Origin of the sequence: Streptomyces sp. NBC_01314, from assembly GCF_041435215.1 — a bacterium.
In the GTDB taxonomy this organism is placed as follows: domain Bacteria; phylum Actinomycetota; class Actinomycetes; order Streptomycetales; family Streptomycetaceae; genus Streptomyces.
This window is the reverse complement of sequence record NZ_CP108394.1, coordinates 4,982,863-5,000,703: the sequence shown is the minus strand read 5'-3', so window position 1 is coordinate 5,000,703 and position 17,841 is coordinate 4,982,863. Positions and strand designations below refer to the sequence as shown.

Sequence of the window (17,841 nt, the reverse complement as noted above, 5' to 3'; positions counted from 1 at the left end):
GCACCAAGGTCCGCCGGACGACCTCGCGCCTACCATGAGGCTCCGCCCCGTGGAAGGCCCGCACATGGACACCAGGCGTCTCTACTCGTTCGTAAAGATCGTGGATGCCGGGAGCATCACGCGCGCGGCCGACATCCTGCACATCGCGCAGCCCGCGCTCAGCCAGCAACTCTCGGCGCTGGAAGCCCAGTTCAAGCAGCAACTACTGATCCGCAGCAAACGCGGCGTCGCCCCGACCGAGGCCGGCCGCGCGCTGTACCGTCACGCCCAGCTCATCCTGCGCCAGATCGACCTCGCCCACGCGGCGGTCGACGTCTCCGGACGGGCACCTGCGGGCAGCGTCTCGGTGGGGCTTGCCCCCTACAGCATGGGCGCGGCGCTCGCGCTCCCGCTGCTCAGGAGCGTGCGCGAGCGCTACCCCGACATCCTGCTGCACATCAACGAGAACTTCGGCGGCGTGATCAGCGAGGCGATTATGACCGGCCGTATGGACATGGCGTTCATCTACGGGGCCGGGCCGCTGCGGGGCGTGCAGTTCGAGCCGCTGCGCACCGAGGACCTGTTCCTGATCGCCGCGCCGGGCGGAGCCGTGCCACCCGGCGACGGCGATGTCCCCCTCGAAGAGCTGGCCGGTGTCGGCCTGTTGCTGCCCAGCCGCATCCACACCATCAGGCAGGTCGTCGACGCCGCGTTCCAGCACGCATCGCTCGAACCCAAGGTGGTCGGCGAGATCGAGTCGGTCCTGACCCTGGTCAGCGCGGTGGGCGCCGACCTCGGGGCGACGGTCCTGCCCTGGTCCGCGGCGCGCGCGATCCTCGACGTGCGGAATCTGGTGGTTCGCCGGATCGTCGACCCGGCGATCCAGGTCAAACTGTCCCTGTGTACCTCCGACCACCAACCGCTGTCGGAGCCCGCGCTCGCCGTGCACGACCTGTTCCATGAATTGATCACGGAATTCGGTGAAGGCGACACCTCAACGTAATGCATACCAGTTTTCGATGGCGTCATGTAAAACACCTATTTGCCCCCCGGGTATGTGCTGACTAGCTTTTTCGCGAATCGACGTCACCGGGAGAAACAGATGAAGCAGCGTGTGCTCACCACCCGGGCGGACCTCCTCGGCGGGAGTCTCGCCCGCCTGGCATCCCAGGCCGAGGTCGTGGGTTGGACGGGCACGGGCAAGCCCGATCCGGCGGATCTGGCCGTACTGGCGAGGGACGTGAGCGCCATCCTGGCCTTGGGCAACGACCGGGTGGACGCCGCCCTGCTGGATGCGGCCGGGCCCACGCTGCGCGTCGTGGCGCTGGCGAGCATGGGCTACGACGCGGTCGACCGGGACGCGGCGGCCGAACGCGGTGTCGTGGTCACCCACACTCCCGGCGTTCTCGCCGAGACCACCGCCGACCTCACCTTCGCGCTCATCCTCATGGCCCGCAGACGGCTCGGCGCTGCTCGCGACTCACTGGCCGCCGGTCAGTGGGACCTGTTCCGGATGGACGACTACCTGGGCCTGGACGTGCACGGTGCCACGCTCGGCGTGATCGGCTACGGCCAGATCGGACGAGCGGTGGCGCGCCGTGCGCAGGGCTTCGGCATGCGGCTCCTCCACCACGACCCGAGTGCACCCGACGACACCCTCTCCAAGTCCGTGGACCTGCCCACCCTCCTTGCCGAGGCCGACATCATCTCGCTGCACGTCCCCCTCACCCCGCAGACGCGTCACCTCATCGGCGCCGCCGAACTGGCGGCCATGAAGCCCACCGCCACCCTCGTCAGCACCTCGCGGGGTGGTGTCGTCGACGAGAATGCCCTGACCCGGGCACTGCGCGACGGGGTCATCCACTCGGCGGGCCTGGACGTCTTCGAGCGCGAACCCATGGGACGTGACCTCTCTCCGCTGGTCGGCGAGCCCCATGTGGTCACGCTTCCGCACATCGGTTCGGCCACCGAGGCCACGCGGGCTGCGATGGTGGACCTCGCGGTGGACAACATCCGGGACGTACTAGCCGGAGGACCGGCGCGCACTCCGCTGCCGGGCAGCTCGGCCACCCCTGGCGCGCGCCGCTGACGGAATGCCTCGTATGCCGGGCGAGGGACCTGGCCGAGCTCTCCTGACGGGCGTTTCCCGAGCTGGCGTCACTCTGAAAGGTCTGTCGAAGACCGACAACTACTATGCGTCGGTGCTGAGGTGTAGCGTAGGTGGCCCTGTCTTGATGAACATGAACACCTCGGCGCGGGCGGTCGCCCGGTCGAGCCAGATCCGAGTGCCGATCTCTTCCTTGAGTACAGCCCAGAAACTCTCCGCCGCGGCGATATCAAAACAGGACCCAGTCCTGCCGGTGCTCTGACGAAGCCGCGTCTTCGGCGCGCGACGCCGGCGATCTGGCGTTCGCGCATCACCCGTTCCACCCGCTTGCGGTTGACAGCCTGGCCCAGCCGCCGCAGCTCGGCGTGCACCCCGCGGAACACCGTAGGCACCTATCGAGGCCAGGTGGATCACGGTGATCTCGTGGGCAAGCGCGTCATCCGCCCGCGTCCGGACCTGCCGGGCCTCCTCCGCCTCCAGCCAGGCGTAGAACGAGGAGCGGACCACACCCAGGACACGGCACACAGTAGGGCCACCAGGTAGACGGCCTTCTCCGCAGCGATGAACCTGGCGGAGCGCTGTCCTCATGCACCGAACCGAACCCTGGTAGTCGCGGCATGCTTGGTCAGCACGCCCACGCATCCTGAGCTGCGCCTCACCTTCGAGGGCTCCTTCGAGTTCCTGTATGAGACTGACAACGGCATTTTGGCGGCTCGGTCTACGTAGGTGTGGCCGTGTGCGGCCAGAGTGCGGCCGGACGCCTTTGGACGAGGTAACACAGGGCGTCACCGCGGACCTGTGCGTACATGCTCTGATCAGGCAGAACGGCAGCCGACAGTACGAGCCGGAACCAGCCGTCACGAACCCCCGTGGTCTCGTAATGCGTAGGTCTCGGGTTCGAATCCCGAAGGCGGCTCTTTTGGAACCCCAGGTCAGGCTTTTGACCTGGGGTTTTGTGTTGTTCGTGCTGTCTGGTCCGGGCTGGAGTGCGGGTGTCGACCTGCGCAGCTGTGATGCGTAGGTCAGGGGTTTGATCGCGAGGGCTTCCCTTGAGGCGGAGCATGTAGATGACCATGACCTGCTGTTTTCGTGGTTTGGTCGATGTCTGCTCAGTTGTGGCTGCTGACGGCGTGTGCGAGGGGAGCGCATTGGTCCACGGGTAGTGCGCCTGTGGTTCGACACTCGGTTGGATGACGGGCCGTTGAGCCCGATGTGCTGACCCCTGTTCAGATTGTCGACGTCCGACAAATTCGTGGCGAATCCGGTCTCCAACACGATGGGTCAGGCTGAGACTTGGGATGGGCGCGTGGCGTCGCGGAGGGGTGTCAGTCATTTGTCGTCGGTCCACCGGCGGACAGGGTCGCGTCCATCGACGAACTGATCCTGGTCGAACACTCCCGGACCGGCTACTCGCAGCCGGCTGATCCATGATCTGACCGCGCTCGGGGCCCGTCGGCAGCGACATCGTGATGTTCCATACACGGATGTCCGCCCTCGGATGCGTGGCAGGTGGCCCTCGGGCGGTCATCGGTGCTCTCCACGATGCCGTGGCCGGAGCAGGGAACCTTGATGGTGGCCTGCGGCTGGAACGACACGCTGCCCTATGGCTACTCCGATTGGCCACGAGCCTCGCGAGACGCCCTGTGCGCAGAGCACCCCGCGTCCCCGAACTCGGCGAGCCGGACGACAGCAAGGGTCGGCTTTGTTCTGTGTGGTCGGAACGTCGCCACCGCACTACGGGCCGACCGCAGGGGCTCGGGTGGGAGTGGTCCAGTGTTTTGAGGACGCAGAATTCCGCTGCCGGACCTCCGCTGCGTGGACCTTCCCCCGGACGGTGAACTGCGCCGACAGGCCGAGGTGCCGGCGATCAGGGCGCAGTGCGCGGGTTCGCCGAGCGGATGGGGCAGGGTGGCCGCGCGGTGGCGGCGGCGGGGCGGCTGCGGATGGCCGACGCCCGCGAGCCGGTGGACCTGCTACGCACCGGCGACAAGACCGAGGAGTGCGTTCCTCGGTCGACCTGTCGAGGTTGGGACTGCTGGTGGAGTGGGCGAGGAAGGCGCGGGTGGTCCGGGTGGCCAAGGGGGGAGTGTATGCCGAGGCCTGGCCGGTGTACGGCCGACCCGCTTCGACTGTGGTTGCGCGCCTTTGAGCGTGCTTCGAGCTGCGACAGGCTCTGATCGGTGCGCGTAGCGGGCGGCATGGGGAGTCGAGGCTCTTCGGCGTCTGTGAGGACGTGCGGCACACGCTCCGCCGTACCCGATGCCCTGGCCGCGGTTGCGTGACTCGGTACGCTCGGCCCCCTCCGTGGTGGTGAACTCGTAGTGGTGGAAGACGTATGAACCGCCTGCGGGCGGAGATCACGAGATGCCACAGTCGCGGCATGCGCAGCGCGGACGGAGCGACGGACGAGGGGGGGTCCCCCCGGCCGAAGGCTGGGGGAGTCCCGGCACAGCCCGGTACTGGCGCGGGGGGATCCGTGGCCGAGGTGGTACGGCAGCGGTGGGGGGTCGCCCTGGGCGCCCGTGCCGGGGCTCCGGCACGGTTCTCCGAGCCCGGCTGGTCCTACGAGGAGCGGGTGGAGCGCTGTTGTCCCATCTGCGAGGGGGACCTGCACGCACTGCGCAAGCCGTACGAGTCCCGAGGGCGGGTCCACCGGTACACCGCAGTCGTCTGTCCCGCCTGCCCCACCGCACTCACCCTCGCGGAGCTCGGAGTGAGGACGTACGACCAACTGGCCGCCGGGACGCCCCGCCGGGCCGTGCCGGTCGTCGCTGCGGAGCTCGTGCCGCTGGGGTCCTGCCCGAGCGGTCCGGCAGTCACCGTGACCGCGATCCGGGTGCCCGGGCAGGTGTGTCCCACGGTGCGCGAAGGGAGCCGTCCGGCCTGGCCGAAGGATCTCCCGGTGCCCGAACAGGCCGAGAAGCGAGCCCTGTTGTGGTGCAAGGCGGTCGATGCGGCGTGGCGGCCCGCCGACGCGGCTGTCGCGGCGGCCGACGACGTGCGGGTGATCCTTCCCGAAGGCCCCGAATACGGTGAACTGCGGGCGTGGCTGGCGGAGCGCGGGATCCCGTACCGCATCAGCCGCTACTGGGAGGAGGACGAACAGGTCACCGACGTGAACGACGTCGGTGGCCGCACCGACCTGACCGCAGCCGGCCCCGGTGGCGCCGCCCCGGCCGGGGACCCCTGGGCCGCGGCGGCCCGGGACGCCTTCGCCGCCCAGTGGGACGCGTTGGAGGAACTGCCGGAGCGTGACCACGACACGTACATGCCGGTCGAGGAACTGGTGCCCGCCGAGTGGGCGGCCCTGCTGCCGCACCGGACGTTCAACCCGGCGCAGGCCGCCGCGGTTCCCCTCGTGCGGGAGGGCGCCGGGCATCTGGTCGTGGTGGCGCCCACCGGCGCGGGGAAGACCCCGATCGGCATGGTCGCGGCGCTGGACGCGCACGCCCGGGGCCGCAAGGCGGCCTGGCTGGTGCCGCAGCGCTCGCTCACCGACGAACTCGACCGCGAGCTTCAGCTGTGGCGGCGCCAGGGGCTGCGTGTGGTGCGCCTGACCGGCGAGGCCGTGGTGGACACCGAGCTGATCCGGGCGGCCGACGTGTGGGTGGCGACCACGGAGAAGTTCGAGGCGATCTGCCGTGCGGGATCGCTGCGCGACGCGCTTGCGGAGGTCGGCTGCCTGGTCGTCGACGAGATCCACCTGCTCGGCGACCCGGCTCGTGGGGCCGTACTGGAGGCGCTGCTCGCACGGGTGCGGGAGGACAGCGTGGGAACGCGCATCGTCGGTCTCTCCGCGACGGTCGCCAACGCGGACGAGGTCGCCGACTGGCTGGGCGCCCGCCTGGTCCGCACGGCCTGGCGGCCCACCCGGCTGACCTGGCAGCTGCCCGTGCTGCCCCCGGTGGACGAGGCGGACTGGGCGGCGCGTGCCGCCGTCCGCACCGAAGCCGCCGTCCGGATCGCCCGTGACGTCACCGCGGACGGCGGCAGCGTGCTGGTCTTCTGCGGCAGCAAGCGCCGGGTGCGGTCGACGGCTCTCGCGCTGGCCGCCGATCGCGGTGTACCGACCGCCGGCGTGGACGCGGACGACGCCGAACTCGTCGAGCGACTGTGCACCAAGGCCGGTGTGCGGCTGCACTACCGGGACTGGCCTGGCAAGCGCGAGGCCGAGCAGGCCTTCCGCACCCGTGAGGCGGACGTCCTGGTCGCCACCTCCACCGTGGCCGCGGGCGTCAACCTCCCCGCCCGGGCCGTGATCGTCAGTGACACCACCATCGGCCTGGACCGCATCGAGGTGTCCATGGTCCAGCAGATGTTCGGGCGGGCCGGCCGCATCGGTGCCGGGGAGCGCGAGGGCTGGGCCTTCCTGCTCACCGACGTGGGCGAGCGCGCACACTGGCAGGCCCGGCTCGCCGCCGGATACACCGTGCGGTCGCGGCTGGGCGACCATCTGCCCGACCACCTCCTCGCGGAGGTGGTCCAGGAACGGCTGACCGCCCCGGATGAGGCCGCGCGGTGGTGGGCGGGAACGTTCGCCGCGCACCAGGGCGAGGACAGTGTCGAGCCGCTGCACGAGGCGGCCCGGTTCCTCAGCACGGCGGGCTGCCTGCGCGCCACCACGGACGAGGGCCGTCTGGAAGCGACCCCACTGGGTCGGCTGACCAGCCGCTTCATGGTCGATGCCATCCTCGCCGACGAACTGGCCACCGCGGTGCGCGAGGCCCCGTTGCCCGAAAACGCCTTCGCCGCCGAGCGGTTGCTCGCGGCCCTGCTCAGCACACGCCTTCCGGTGCTCGAACAGGCCCCGTTCACAGAACGGGCCCGGGCGGCGCTGCGTCGCGTACTGCGCGAGGCTGACCGCGAACCCGCGGAGACCGGTGCGTACGAGGGCGTCGGTGGATCGGAGGAGTCCGGTGCGCGTGAGGAATCCGGTGCGTCCGAGGGCGATGAGCCGAAACCCGAGGCCGGTGACCTTGCTCGTGCGGTCCTGCTGCTGGTCGCGGGCCGCCCGCGCCTCTTTCGCGGTCGGCCCGGCTATGTCCTCGGTATCCCCGTAGACTCCATGACCGGCATCCTGGAGGAGGCCCGGCGCTACCTGGCCTGGCTCGGCGCGCAGGGACCCATGGGCACCGTCCATCCCTGGGCGGCCGTCGTCGCCGGCGACCTTGCGCTTCGCATCCGCTGGCGCGCACTCGGGCCCTTCCGGGGCGCCGGGCGACTGCTGTGGATGTGCGAGCGGATGGCCACCGCGCCGCACGCACCCCGCCTCGTCCCGCGTATGTGGGAGGCGGCCCGCGCCCGAGGCATCGACGCCCCCGACTGGACCGGCACCACCCCACCGGGCGACTGCGCCCTGACCACGGACCGCTACCACGCCCTGCTCGCCGAGCGCGCCACCGGCGTCCGCCTGGACCTTCGGGAGGACCAGGAAGGCACGGTCCGGGTGGCGGCTCCACCGGGCTCGGTGATCCGGCTGTGGAACGGCGCGACCACCACCCTTCACATCGGCGACGGCGAGGAAACCACCCTGCCCCTGCCGCCCGACGGCCCATCCGGCATCTCGGCGGGCAACAGCGGGGCGGCCGTCTTCACCAGGGGCGGCGACCGGCTGGCGACGGGGTGGCTCGGGGTTTACACGGCGATCCGTCCCTGACCCCGGCGCCGGGCCGGCCCGCGCGAAGGTCACCACCCGCTCACCTGGTCTGCTGCTACCAGCGGCAGCCGCTTGCGCCGTGCCGGGCGCCCCATGGGCGACGGGCACGTGTGTCCACCGCGGCGGCGACGGGAGCGATCCACCAGTCGTCGGCCTCCGTCGGCAGGACCGGGTTCCCTCATCCGACGGTGAATCTCGCGGCCGCACGAAGTTCGGGACGGCTCGCAAGAGGCCACCAGTCGCCTTCTCCCCGCACATCGCGGCCAGGCGCCGTCGGCGGGGAGGTCTGGCCAAGTACGCCCGCACGACGGGGCCGATCGCCCGCCGTGCGAGCGATGGGTGCGTTGCGCCCCCGGAGAGCTATGCTTAGTCCAGCACTTAGTCCACCCGGTGATCGTATCGTGAGGCAGCCATGGAAGCAGCCCGGCAGTACAACGTCCATGAAGCCAAGACGCACTTCTCGCGGATCCTGGAGCAGGTCGCGACCGGTGAGGAGATCGTGATCAGCAAGGCGGGGGAGCCGGTGGCCAAGGTGGTGCCGCTGCGCCCCAAGGTGAAGCGGACCGGCCGGGGCTCGCTCCGGGGACGGATTCACATCCCCGACGACTTCGATGAACTGCCCGACGACATCGCTGACGCCTTCGGGATGCGCTGATGCGGCTGCTGCTCGACACCCATGTGGTCCTTTGGTGGCTGGACGACTCCGCTGAGCTGTCCGGTGAGATCAAGGATCTGCTCGACACCGAACCCGCGGTGTACGTCAGTGCCGTGTCACCGTGGGAGATCGCCATCAAACAGTCCCTCGGGAAGCTGGAAGGCCCAGAAGACCTGGCCGAGCGGGTACGCGACAGCCAGTTCACCGGCCTGCCCATCACCGCCGGGCATGGTGTGCGGGCGGGTCGGCTTCCGGCGCATCACCGGGACCCCTTCGACCGGATACTGGTCGCTCAGGCACAGATCGAAGGGATGACCCTGATGACGAGGGACAAGTGGATCCCGCAGTACGACGTGCAGGCCATGTCCGTGTGAGGGGCAGTCCGCTCCCTTTCGTGTCGCTCGTCGGCCGCCGGATCACTTGTGAACCGATGCCCGACCGCGACGGACGGCCGGGACCGGGCGCGAGGCGCGCAAGTCGTCGTCCCCGTCGCCGCGGACGGTGGCCGATCCAGGGATCAGGAGGCCCGCCCACCGCGTGCCACGGGTGTGAGAAAGGCGCAAAATAGCACAGGGAGTGTGGGCTGGAGAGCGGGTTACCCGCACTGGTACGAGTGCGGCAGACTGGTGCGGAACCCCGGCTGTCCGGCCCGGGTGAGTACGTGTCCAGCCGCAGCAAGGAAGCCGCCAGATCCGTGAGTGACGAGCCCGACGCCCCGGAGTCCCAGGTTCCGGACCCCGTCGACGAGGGCGCGTTCGGCATCGACGCGTTCTCCCTCGACGACCGGCTGCGACTGTTCCACTTCGCCGCCGCCGAGAAGCGTCACGAATACCTGTGGCTGCTGCGCGCCTTCGACCGCGGACGCGCCAACTACCAGGTACTGCTGCACGCTTCGGACGCAGTGGGGCTGCTGGAGCGGCTCGCCGTCGACCATCCGGCCGCAGGTGCCGTAAGCGCGGTCGGGGGGTCGGCCGGTGTTCAGCCGTTGCTCGACGCGCTCGCGGAGTGGCAGGTTCTGGACCGGTCGTACGACGGGACGCGGGCCGCGAACCTGGCCGAGTACCGCAACCGGCACTACGTGTACCAGTTCACGCAGGCCGGGTACCGGGCGTACCGGGCCGTGGAGGACGTGCTCGGGGCGAGTCTGGAGGACGCCCAGCTCTCCCGTCTCGTCTTCCCCGACATCCTCGGCGACCTGCACGCCCTGGCCGAGGCCAACACCGCGGGCGACGCCGAGGAGGTCTACCGCAAGCTCGGCCGGCTCGACTCCGTGCTGAACGAGATGGCGCAGCGCGCCGCCCGTTTCTACCTCATGCTGGGCGATCTGGCGCGTACCAACGACACCCGGCCCGAGGTGTTCCTCGCCCACAAGGACGCCCTCCTCGCGCACATGCGGGAGTTCACCGCCGAACTCGGGCGCTACGCGCCGCTGTTGGCCGAGGCGGTCGAGAAGGCCGCGGCCACCGGTGTGGACCGCATGATCGAGTACGCGGCCGAGGCGGACGAGCGGCTCTTCCGCAGCCCCGCCGAGCGGCTGGCGGACTGGCGGCACCGGTGGGAGGGCATCGTCCACTGGTTCGCGGAGCGCGAGCACAGCGAGACCGAGCGGCTGCAGGACGCCACCGTCACCGCGATCCGCTCCGTCCTCGCCCTGCTGCGCCGCGTCACCGAGGCACGCCGGGGCGGGGTGAGCCGCGAGAGTCAACTGCGCCACCTCGCGCAGTGGTTCACCTCCTGCGAGAGCGACGAGGACGCGCACGCGTTGTTCCAGGCGGTTTTCGGGCTCGGCGCACCCCGCCACATTGCCGTCCCGTACGCCGACCCCGAGCGGATCCCGTCCCGTACGTCCTGGTGGGAGGCCGAACCGGTCGAGCTGGCCCGCACTCTGGTGCAGTCCGGCCGCACCCCCGCCCTGCACGGCCCCGGCCGCATCGAACGCGACGACGACCGGCGGGCCCTGCTCCGTGCTGGGCAGCTGAAGGAGCAGGCCGAGCGCCGTAGTGCCGCGAACTCCCTCGCATCGGACGGCGTCTACGGCCGCACGCTCGACGAGCCCGAGACACGGGCCCTGCTCGCCCTCCTCGACGTGGCGCTCGCCGCCCGTGTTCCCGCCAGTCGCACGGTCACCGCCGCCTCCGGCTCCGCCCACGGGGTGCGGCTCACTCTCACTCCCGCCGAGGGCTCCACCACCGTCGACACCGTGCGCGGGCGTCTCCATCTCGACGGGCTGCGCCTGGAGGTCACCGCATGAGCCGTCGACAAGGCCCTCGACGAGGCAGGGCCGCGTCATGAGCCGCGTCGCCGAGGGCGTCTCCTCGCTCGAACTCGCCGACTACCAGAAGGCGGTACGGCTCGTGCTGCGGCATCCGCTGGTCACGCCCGGGTATCCGGACAGGACGGCGCTGGCGACCGTGCGGCGCTGGGCCGGGCAACTGCGCACCGATCTGATGGAGGTGCTCGGCCACCGGCTCGTCACCACTGCCGACACCGCCCGGCTGCAGCGTGCCCAGGACGGCCTGGACGCCACCCGTCCGGCCCTCACCCGCGCGGGACGCCCCTTCGGCCGCCGCCGTTACGCCTATCTCGTCCTCACCCTCGCGGCCCTGGGCCGCCACGGCGCGCAGGTGGCGCTGGGTGAGCTGGCCGACGCGGTCGCCGCCGACGCCGTACGCATCGACGGGCTCGGGCTCGACACCGGGCGCAAGCCCGACCGGGACGCCTTCGTCGACGCCGTCACCTGGCTCACCGAACGCGGCGCACTCACCCTCGCCGACGGTTCCGCCACCGCCTGGGCCGGCGATCCCGAGCGTGCCGAAGCCCTGTACGACATCGACCGCGAGATCCTCCTCGCAGTCCACCACCCGACCCGAGTCCTGCAGCACCTGACCTCCGTCACCGCGCTCCTCGACTCCGGCAGCGCGCTCGGCATGTCGGCCGGCCGGGCCGGCCGGCGCCGCGACCAGGCCCGCCGAGCCCGCCGCCTGGTGCTGGAGAACCCGGTCGCGTACTACGCCGACGCCGACACCGAACTCCTGGGCCAGCTGCGGGCCCCCGCCCTCGCCGAGGACCTGGAGCGCCTGACCGGGCTGACGGTGGAGCGGCGGGCCGAGGGCGTGGCGCTCATCGACACCTCCGGCAGGCTGTCCGACATCCGCTTCCCCGGCGGCGGCACGGTCGCGCAGGCCGCGCTGCTGCTTGCCGCCCGGATCAGCGCCGCCGTGCAGCGTTCCGGACGGCATGCCCTCGAACTGCTGCCCGCGCCCACCGCCGCCGAATGCCTCGCGGCCCGCGCCCGGCGTATCGACGCTGCCCTGCCGTCGCGGGGGCTGGTCGCCGAGCTCACCGAACTCGCCGAGCCCGATGAGATGTTGGCGTACGAGGCGGTCGGCGACGCGGGTCAGGAGCCGGGGGAGATCCGGTATCCCTTCGTCACCGACTCCTGGCTCCGGGGCAGGCTCAAGGAGATCACCGGCGAGTACGGTGCGGGCTTCGCCGCCGACCTGCGCGGCGACCCGGACCGGCTGCTCGCCCAGGCTCTCGACCTGCTGGCCGCCATGTCGCTGATCGTCCGGGTCGACGGCGGGGCTCTCGCGCTGCCCCTGATCGCCCGCTACCGCGGGGTCACCGCCCGCGTGAAGACCCGTACGACGGCCCAACTGCCTGTCCAACTGCCGGCCCAGACCGCAGTGTTCACCGACGACACCGCCAAGGACCCGACTCCGTGAGCACCCCCGCTCCCACCCCGGCCGCCCGCTACGTCCCCACCCGTGCCGGGATCATCAACCTGTGGGACTACCGGGACGAGGAGTTCTCCTTCGCCGGCGGCTGGCTGGTGCTGCGCGGCCCCAACGGATCCGGCAAGACCAAGGCGCTGGAGGTGCTGTTCCCGTTCGTCCTCGACGGGCGTATCGACCCCAAGCGGCTCAACCCGTTCGCCGCCGAGGACCGCACGATGAAGTCCAACCTGCTCTTCCGCGGGCAGGACAGCGCCCTCGGCTACGTCTGGATCGAGTTCACCCACCGGGAGACCGGCGAGGCCGTCACCTGTGGCATCGGGCTGCACGCCCAGCGGCACCGCGACACACCCGCTCGGTGGCACTTCGTCGCCGAGGGCCGCGTCGGTGAGGACTTCTCACTCCTCACCGACGACGACCGGCCGATGACGAGGAAGCAGCTCGCCGCCGAGCTCGGACGCGAGCTGATCGCCTCCACGGCCGACTACCGCGCCGCCGTCGACCAGCGCCTGTTCGGCCTCGGCCGGGAGCGGTACGAGCAACTGCTCACCCTGATCCTCACGTTGCGCCGCCCGCAGCTCGCCAAGAACCTTGATCCGGCCAAGCTCTCCGACACCCTCACCGCGGGCCTGCGCCCACTCGACGACGACCTGATCGCCGAGGCGGCCCGCTCCTTCGACGACATGGAGTCCGTGCAGCGCACGCTGGAGGGCCTGGTCGCCGCCGACGACGCCACCGGCGCCTTCCTCGCGAGCTACTCCACCTATCTGCGGGTCCACGCCCGCACCGCCGCGGACCGGCTCACCGCCCGCCGCGCCGAAACCGCCGAGCGCGCCGCCGCCGTGCGCACCGCCGCCGCGGACCTGGCGGCGGCCCGCGAACAGCAGGCCGCCGCCGAGACACGCGCCGAGTCGGCCGACGCCTCGCTCGCCGCCCAGCGCGCCCGGCTCGACCAACTGCGCTCCTCCGCCGCCTACCAGGCCATCGAGCAACTGGCCGACCTGGAACGCCTGGTGCGCACCTGCGAGCACACCGCCCGCCAGGCGACCGCCGAACGCGAACGCCGCACCGCTGCCACCGGCCGCGCTCGCGCCGAGGCCGAGCGCGCGGCCGGACTCGCCGCCGAACTCGACGCCGCCGTCTCCCGGGACGCCGCCACCGTCGCCGACCACGCCCACACCGCCGGCCTCACCTGGACCCAGGCCGACGCAGAGCCCGCCTGCCTCTCCGACCGCTCCGCCGCGCTGGCCGCCGCCCGCCACGAGGGCGTCCGGGCCGTGCGCGCCGCTCAGCAGGCGGCACGCGGTGCCGAGCAGACCCGTGACCTCGCCCGGGTCTCGCTCGATCGCGCGCAGGAGGCCGTCGCCGCGGCCGAGACCGCCGAGACCGCTGCCGAGTCGGTTCTCGAATCGGCCCGTGAACAGGCCCGTACGGCGCTGGGAGAGTGGACGGAGACACACGGCGCGCTCCTGGCTGAAGAGAGCGCCGGCCGACTCGCCGAAGCCCTCGAACTCACCGGCGAGGCCGACGCGGTCACGCTCGCCGACGCCTTCACCGAGGCCACCGCCCCCGCCGCGCAGGAACTGCGCGACACTCTCGCCTCCCTGCGCGCCCAACGCACCGACGTCGAGAACCGCCGCGCCGAGACGGAAGCCGAACGCGACCGGATCGCCGCCGAACACGACGACGCCCCGCCCCCGGCCCGCGGCCGAACCGCCGACCGGGCGCCCGGTGACGGCGTGCCCCTGTGGCAACTCGTCGACTTCGACAGTGAACTGACGGATCGTCAACGAGCGGACCTGGAAGCGGCGTTGGAGGCGTCGGGCCTCCTCGACGCCCTCGTCACCGCCGAGGACACCCCCGTGGCGGCCGGCCACAGCGAGGGCTACCTCCGGGCCGGCGACCCGGTGGGCGGACCGAGCCTCGCCGACCTCCTGAGCCCCGACAACTCGGTGGACCCCGCCGCGATCCCGGCCGCCCGCATCACCGCCGTACTGCGCTCCGTCGCCGTCACCGGCGACCTCGACACCGGGACCCCACAGATCAGCCCCGACGGCCGGTACGCGGCCGGTGTCCTGGTCGGTGCCCACGCCAAGGAGCACGCCGAATACGTCGGCGCCACCGCCCGCACGCGCAGACGCGCGGCCCGCATCGCCGCCTGCGAGACGCTGCTGGCCGAACTCTCCGCCCAGCTCGACGAGTTGGGGCGCGCGCAGACCCGTACGGACGCCGCCCTGGAGGCGTACGCCGCCGCCCGCGCCGCCCTGCCCCGCACCACCGGCATCACGCAGGCCCTGCGCGAACTCGACAGGGCCGCGGCGAGGCTGCGCGCCACCCGCGACGCCGCCGACGCCGCCCAGGCCTCGTACGACGAGTCGGTGGCCGCCTGCTCGGTCGCCGAGCGCGCCCTGCGCCGTACCGCGGCCGAGCACGGCATCGAGACCGAGCGCGTCGACGCCGTGGAGACCGCCACCCGTGCCTTCGAGGCGGCGGTCCGTGAACTCGCCGCCCACCGCCGCGAACACGTCCGCCAGACCGAGGCCGCCCAGGCAGGCGCCGACCGGCTCACCGCCGCCGGCGAGGACGAGGAGGCGGCGCTGGACACCGAGCGCGCGGCGCGCCGCCGGCACACCGAGGAGGCCGCGGGACTGGAGGCACTCCAGGCGGCCGTCGGGGCCGAGGCACAGGAGGTGATGCGCCGGGTGCGGGAGGCCGAGGACGGGATCGACGCCCTGGTCCGGGAGGCCGAGGCGGCCCGCACGGCCCAGCACAGCGCGATCGCGGGCACCGCCGCGGCCGAGGCTCGCCGTACGGCGGCGGCCGAGGCCGGGTCGGTCGCCGCGGCGGAGGAGAAGGACACCGCCCGCGGCCTGCGCCCGTACGCCGCCCGGGAACTCCTCGACATCCTGCGCTGCCCGCCCGGCCTTGCCTGGCCCGCCCAGGAGGCCGACTGGGCAGGCGTTGCACTCCCGCCGGCCGTGGTCGCCGTACACGAGGCGATCCTCGCCGCGACCCGCGACCTGACCCCCACCGAGACCAGCCTCAAGCAGTCCGTCACCCGTCTCACCAAGGCTCTGGACGACCTGCAGGCGCAGCTCGCCGCCGCCGGTCAGGACTACCGGCCCGAATGGGACGGCTCCGACGGGATCATCGTCGTGCGCGTGGCCGACGAGGAGGGGCCGCTGCCCGTCGCCGCCTTCGCCCAGAAGATCTCCTCCCACCGCCGTGACCAGGCCGAACTGCTCTCCGAGTCCGAGCAGCGCATCCTGGAGGACGCCCTGCTCACCCGGCTCGCCCAGCAGATCCACGACCGCACCGTCGACGCCCGTGACCTGATCAGGCGGATGAACACCGACATGCGCAGGCGGAAGATGTCGTCGGGGACGACGGTCGGCGTCAGCTGGCTGCTCGCCGACCATCTCGACGACGAGCAGCGCGCCGTCTGCGCCCTCCTTGACGCCGACGCAGCCCGCCTCGGCCCCGAGGGTCTCGTCCGGGTGCGCATTCACTTCGCCGCGCAGATCAAGACCGCCCGTGCCCGTCACCGCGACCTGCCCTACCGGGAGTTGCTCGCCGAGGTCCTCGACTACCGGAGCTGGCGGCAGTTCGCGTTCCAGCTGGTCCGGCCCGACAAGAGCGAGGAGAGGCTCACCCGCGCCCGGCACAGTCGGCTGTCGGGCGGTGAGCAGTCCGTGTCGCTGCACCTGCCGCTGTTCGCCGCCGCGCACGCCATGCTCAACTCGGCCGACCCGCACGCCCCGCGCCTGCTCGCCCTCGACGAGGCGTTCGCGGGCGTGGACGACACCGGGCGCGGCGAACTCATGTCGCTGGCCGCCCAGTTCGACCTCGACCTGTTCATGACCGGCTACGACCTGTGGGCCGCCCACGCCTCCGTGTCCGCCGCCGCCCACTACGACCTCGCGCACACCGCCGTCGACCACACCGTCTCCGCGCTGCTGCTCGTCTGGGACGGCCGCCGGCTCCTCGCCGACGAGACCGGCGATCTCACCGCCGCCCTCGGCTCGCCCGGCACCCGGCGCGTACCGGCACCCATGCCCGAGGAGGCCGAGATTGCCGGCTGATCGGGGTGCGTACGACGAGTTGCAGGGCGAGGGATGGACACGGCTGCTCGCCGCCGCCCGCCGCAGGCTGGAGCGCACCGGCGGCGCCCTCGACGGCGACATCGGGCTCGCGGCGCCCAGTGAGGCTGAGCGCCGCACCGTCATCGGCGTCACCGGCCGCTACCGGCCCGAGACCGCGAGGCGCCTCGCCGTACCTCTGCGCGAGCTGGACGGATATCTGTACGACCGTTTCGGCACCGGTCTCCTGACGACCCTCGGCCGGCTCCACGGCCCGCTGCGCGACCGGCCGGCCGAACGGGCCGACGAGGACGCACACCGCGAACAGGCCCTGAAGTCCGCCCACTTGAGCTGGCTCGCCGGGCAGGGCTGGTTCGCGGCCTGGCTGGAGCGGATCGCCGCCGACGGCACCCTCACCCGTCTCGTACGCCGTGGGGACGCGCCCCTCCTCGATGCGGCGGTACGTGTTCTGGAAAGGCTCCTCGGTGACGGGGACCGCTTCGCCGACACCCCGGAACGGTTCCCCGGTGCCCTCGAACGGGCCCTCCGGGATCCGAACCAGGCGCCCGGTGCCCCGGACCTGGCCCCTGCGGCCCCTGCGCCCCCGGGCAGCCGCGACGGCCTGCCGCTTCCGGTCCTCGCCGAGTGGGCCACCGGCGACACCAAGGCGCTCGTTCCCGGCACCCCGCTCGAACAGCTCGTCCTGCGCGCCCTCGCCCAGCGCACCGGCGGCGGTTTCGCCGTGCCGCGCGAGAGGGCCGGGCGGCGCGCCCTGTGGGAGAGCGCCGGAGCCATCGCAGACGACCTCGCCAGCCAGGTACTCGTCCTCAACATCGGAGCAGAGGGCGACACGGTGGTCTGCGACTGGCTGCGCGACGCCGCCGACTTCGGCATCCCCTTCCGGCTCACCCTCCACCAGCTCGCCACCGACCCGGTCGTCCCCGCCGCCCGCACCATCTTCGTCTGCGAGAACCCGGCCGTACTGCGCGCCGCGGCCGGCGAACTCGAGTCCGCCGGCCGCGCCGCCGCTCTCGTCTGTACCGAGGGCGTCCCGTCCGCCGCCTGCCACAAACTGCTCGGCGACGCCGTACGCGCGGGAGTCCGGCTGCACTGGCGCGCCGACTTCGACTGGGTCGGCCTGCGCATCACCGCGGACGCCGTGGCCCGCCATGGTGCCCGCCCCTGGCGGATGACCGCCGTCGACTACACGGCGGCACTCGCCGAGGGCGAGTCCACACCGCTCGCGGGACCGCCCGCGAACAGTCCCTGGGACCCCGAACTGGCCCGCGCCATGGAGGAGTCGGGCAGCACGGTCATGGAGGAACGGCTTCTGCCCGCGCTCCTGTCCGACCTCACCACCCGTACCTGACCGGGCTGATTCCGGTGGCCGGCTCGATCTGTCCACTGGGGAGTACCGGCCGGCGTTCGCCGACGAACTGGAGGCTGGGCCCCGGCCGAGGAAGCGGGCGATCCCGAGCGACGGCTGTACGTTCCGGCTCTGGGCTCCCGCCGGTTGCCGGGACATGGAGCTGCTCCTCGACGGGCTCGGCGCCGCCGCCCTCGCCGACCGGCTGCGGATGGCCATCGGCGGGCGGGGCGCTTCCGGCGTTTCAAGGATGTCATCGGCCGTG

Annotated in this window: 10 protein-coding genes; 9 read left to right on the top strand and 1 reads right to left on the bottom strand. The window is 72.1% G+C overall.

The features are described from left to right. The first annotated feature begins 64 nt into the window (after window positions 1–64). Together nac and OG622_RS21840 are read left to right on the top strand one after the other, a co-directional pair. Entirely contained in the window at window positions 65–982 is a 918-nt protein-coding gene (gene nac / locus OG622_RS21845; RefSeq protein ID WP_371578305.1) for a nitrogen assimilation transcriptional regulator NAC, read from the top strand. Window positions 983–1,081: 99 nt separating this feature from the next. Then, window positions 1,082–2,068, top strand: a complete 987-nt coding sequence (locus tag OG622_RS21840; RefSeq protein WP_371578303.1) for a 2-hydroxyacid dehydrogenase — start codon at window positions 1,082–1,084, stop codon at window positions 2,066–2,068. A 68-nt stretch (window positions 2,069–2,136) separates the two neighbouring features. On the opposite strand, the gene OG622_RS21835 is transcribed toward OG622_RS21840, so the two are convergent. Beyond that, window positions 2,137–2,457, bottom strand: coding sequence for an IS3 family transposase (locus tag OG622_RS21835; protein WP_371578301.1), 321 nt, complete (start codon window positions 2,455–2,457; stop codon window positions 2,137–2,139). A 2,105-nt stretch (window positions 2,458–4,562) separates the two neighbouring features. On the opposite strand from OG622_RS21835, the gene OG622_RS21830 reads away from it, so the two are divergent. The 7 genes from OG622_RS21830 to OG622_RS21800 all read left to right on the top strand — a co-directional run bounded on the left by OG622_RS21830 (window position 4,563) and on the right by OG622_RS21800 (window position 17,579). After that, entirely contained in the window at window positions 4,563–7,742 is a 3,180-nt protein-coding gene (locus OG622_RS21830) for a DEAD/DEAH box helicase (RefSeq protein ID WP_371578300.1), read from the top strand. Between the two features lie 412 nt (window positions 7,743–8,154). Continuing rightward, the gene (locus tag OG622_RS21825) at window positions 8,155–8,397 is read left to right on the top strand and encodes a type II toxin-antitoxin system Phd/YefM family antitoxin (RefSeq protein ID WP_055606765.1); all 243 of its coding nucleotides are present in this window, start codon (window positions 8,155–8,157) and stop codon (window positions 8,395–8,397) included. Further along, the gene (locus OG622_RS21820) at window positions 8,397–8,771 is read left to right on the top strand and encodes a type II toxin-antitoxin system VapC family toxin (RefSeq protein WP_371578298.1); all 375 of its coding nucleotides are present in this window, start codon (window positions 8,397–8,399) and stop codon (window positions 8,769–8,771) included. The genes OG622_RS21825 and OG622_RS21820 overlap by 1 nt, the downstream gene beginning before the upstream one ends. Before the next feature lie 320 nt (window positions 8,772–9,091). After that, window positions 9,092–10,648 carry a TIGR02677 family protein gene (locus OG622_RS21815; protein ID WP_371578296.1) on the top strand — a complete coding sequence of 519 codons (1,557 nt, stop codon included), beginning with the start codon at window positions 9,092–9,094 and terminating at the stop codon, window positions 10,646–10,648. A 37-nt stretch (window positions 10,649–10,685) separates the two neighbouring features. Further along, entirely contained in the window at window positions 10,686–12,122 is a 1,437-nt protein-coding gene (locus tag OG622_RS21810) for a TIGR02678 family protein (RefSeq protein ID WP_371578294.1), read from the top strand. Continuing rightward, window positions 12,119–16,213 (top strand): TIGR02680 family protein, encoded by a 4,095-nt coding sequence (locus OG622_RS21805; protein WP_371578292.1) that lies wholly within the window; start codon window positions 12,119–12,121, stop codon window positions 16,211–16,213. Before OG622_RS21810 ends, OG622_RS21805 begins: the two co-directional genes overlap by 4 nt. Continuing rightward, a complete protein-coding gene (locus OG622_RS21800; protein WP_371578290.1) occupies window positions 16,203–17,579 on the top strand; it encodes a DUF2399 domain-containing protein in 1,377 nt (458 codons plus the stop codon). The genes OG622_RS21805 and OG622_RS21800 overlap by 11 nt, the downstream gene beginning before the upstream one ends. Window positions 17,580–17,841 lie beyond the last annotated feature (262 nt).

Coding starts and splice junctions, on each gene's coding strand:
- OG622_RS21840 (WP_371578303.1), top strand. CDS start 1,082: ATGAAGCAGCGTGTGCTCACCACCCGGGCGGACCTCCTCGGCGGGAGT.
- OG622_RS21820 (WP_371578298.1), top strand. CDS start 8,397: ATGCGGCTGCTGCTCGACACCCATGTGGTCCTTTGGTGGCTGGACGAC.
- OG622_RS21825 (WP_055606765.1), top strand. CDS start 8,155: ATGGAAGCAGCCCGGCAGTACAACGTCCATGAAGCCAAGACGCACTTC.
- nac (WP_371578305.1), top strand. CDS start 65: ATGGACACCAGGCGTCTCTACTCGTTCGTAAAGATCGTGGATGCCGGG.
- OG622_RS21810 (WP_371578294.1), top strand. CDS start 10,686: ATGAGCCGCGTCGCCGAGGGCGTCTCCTCGCTCGAACTCGCCGACTAC.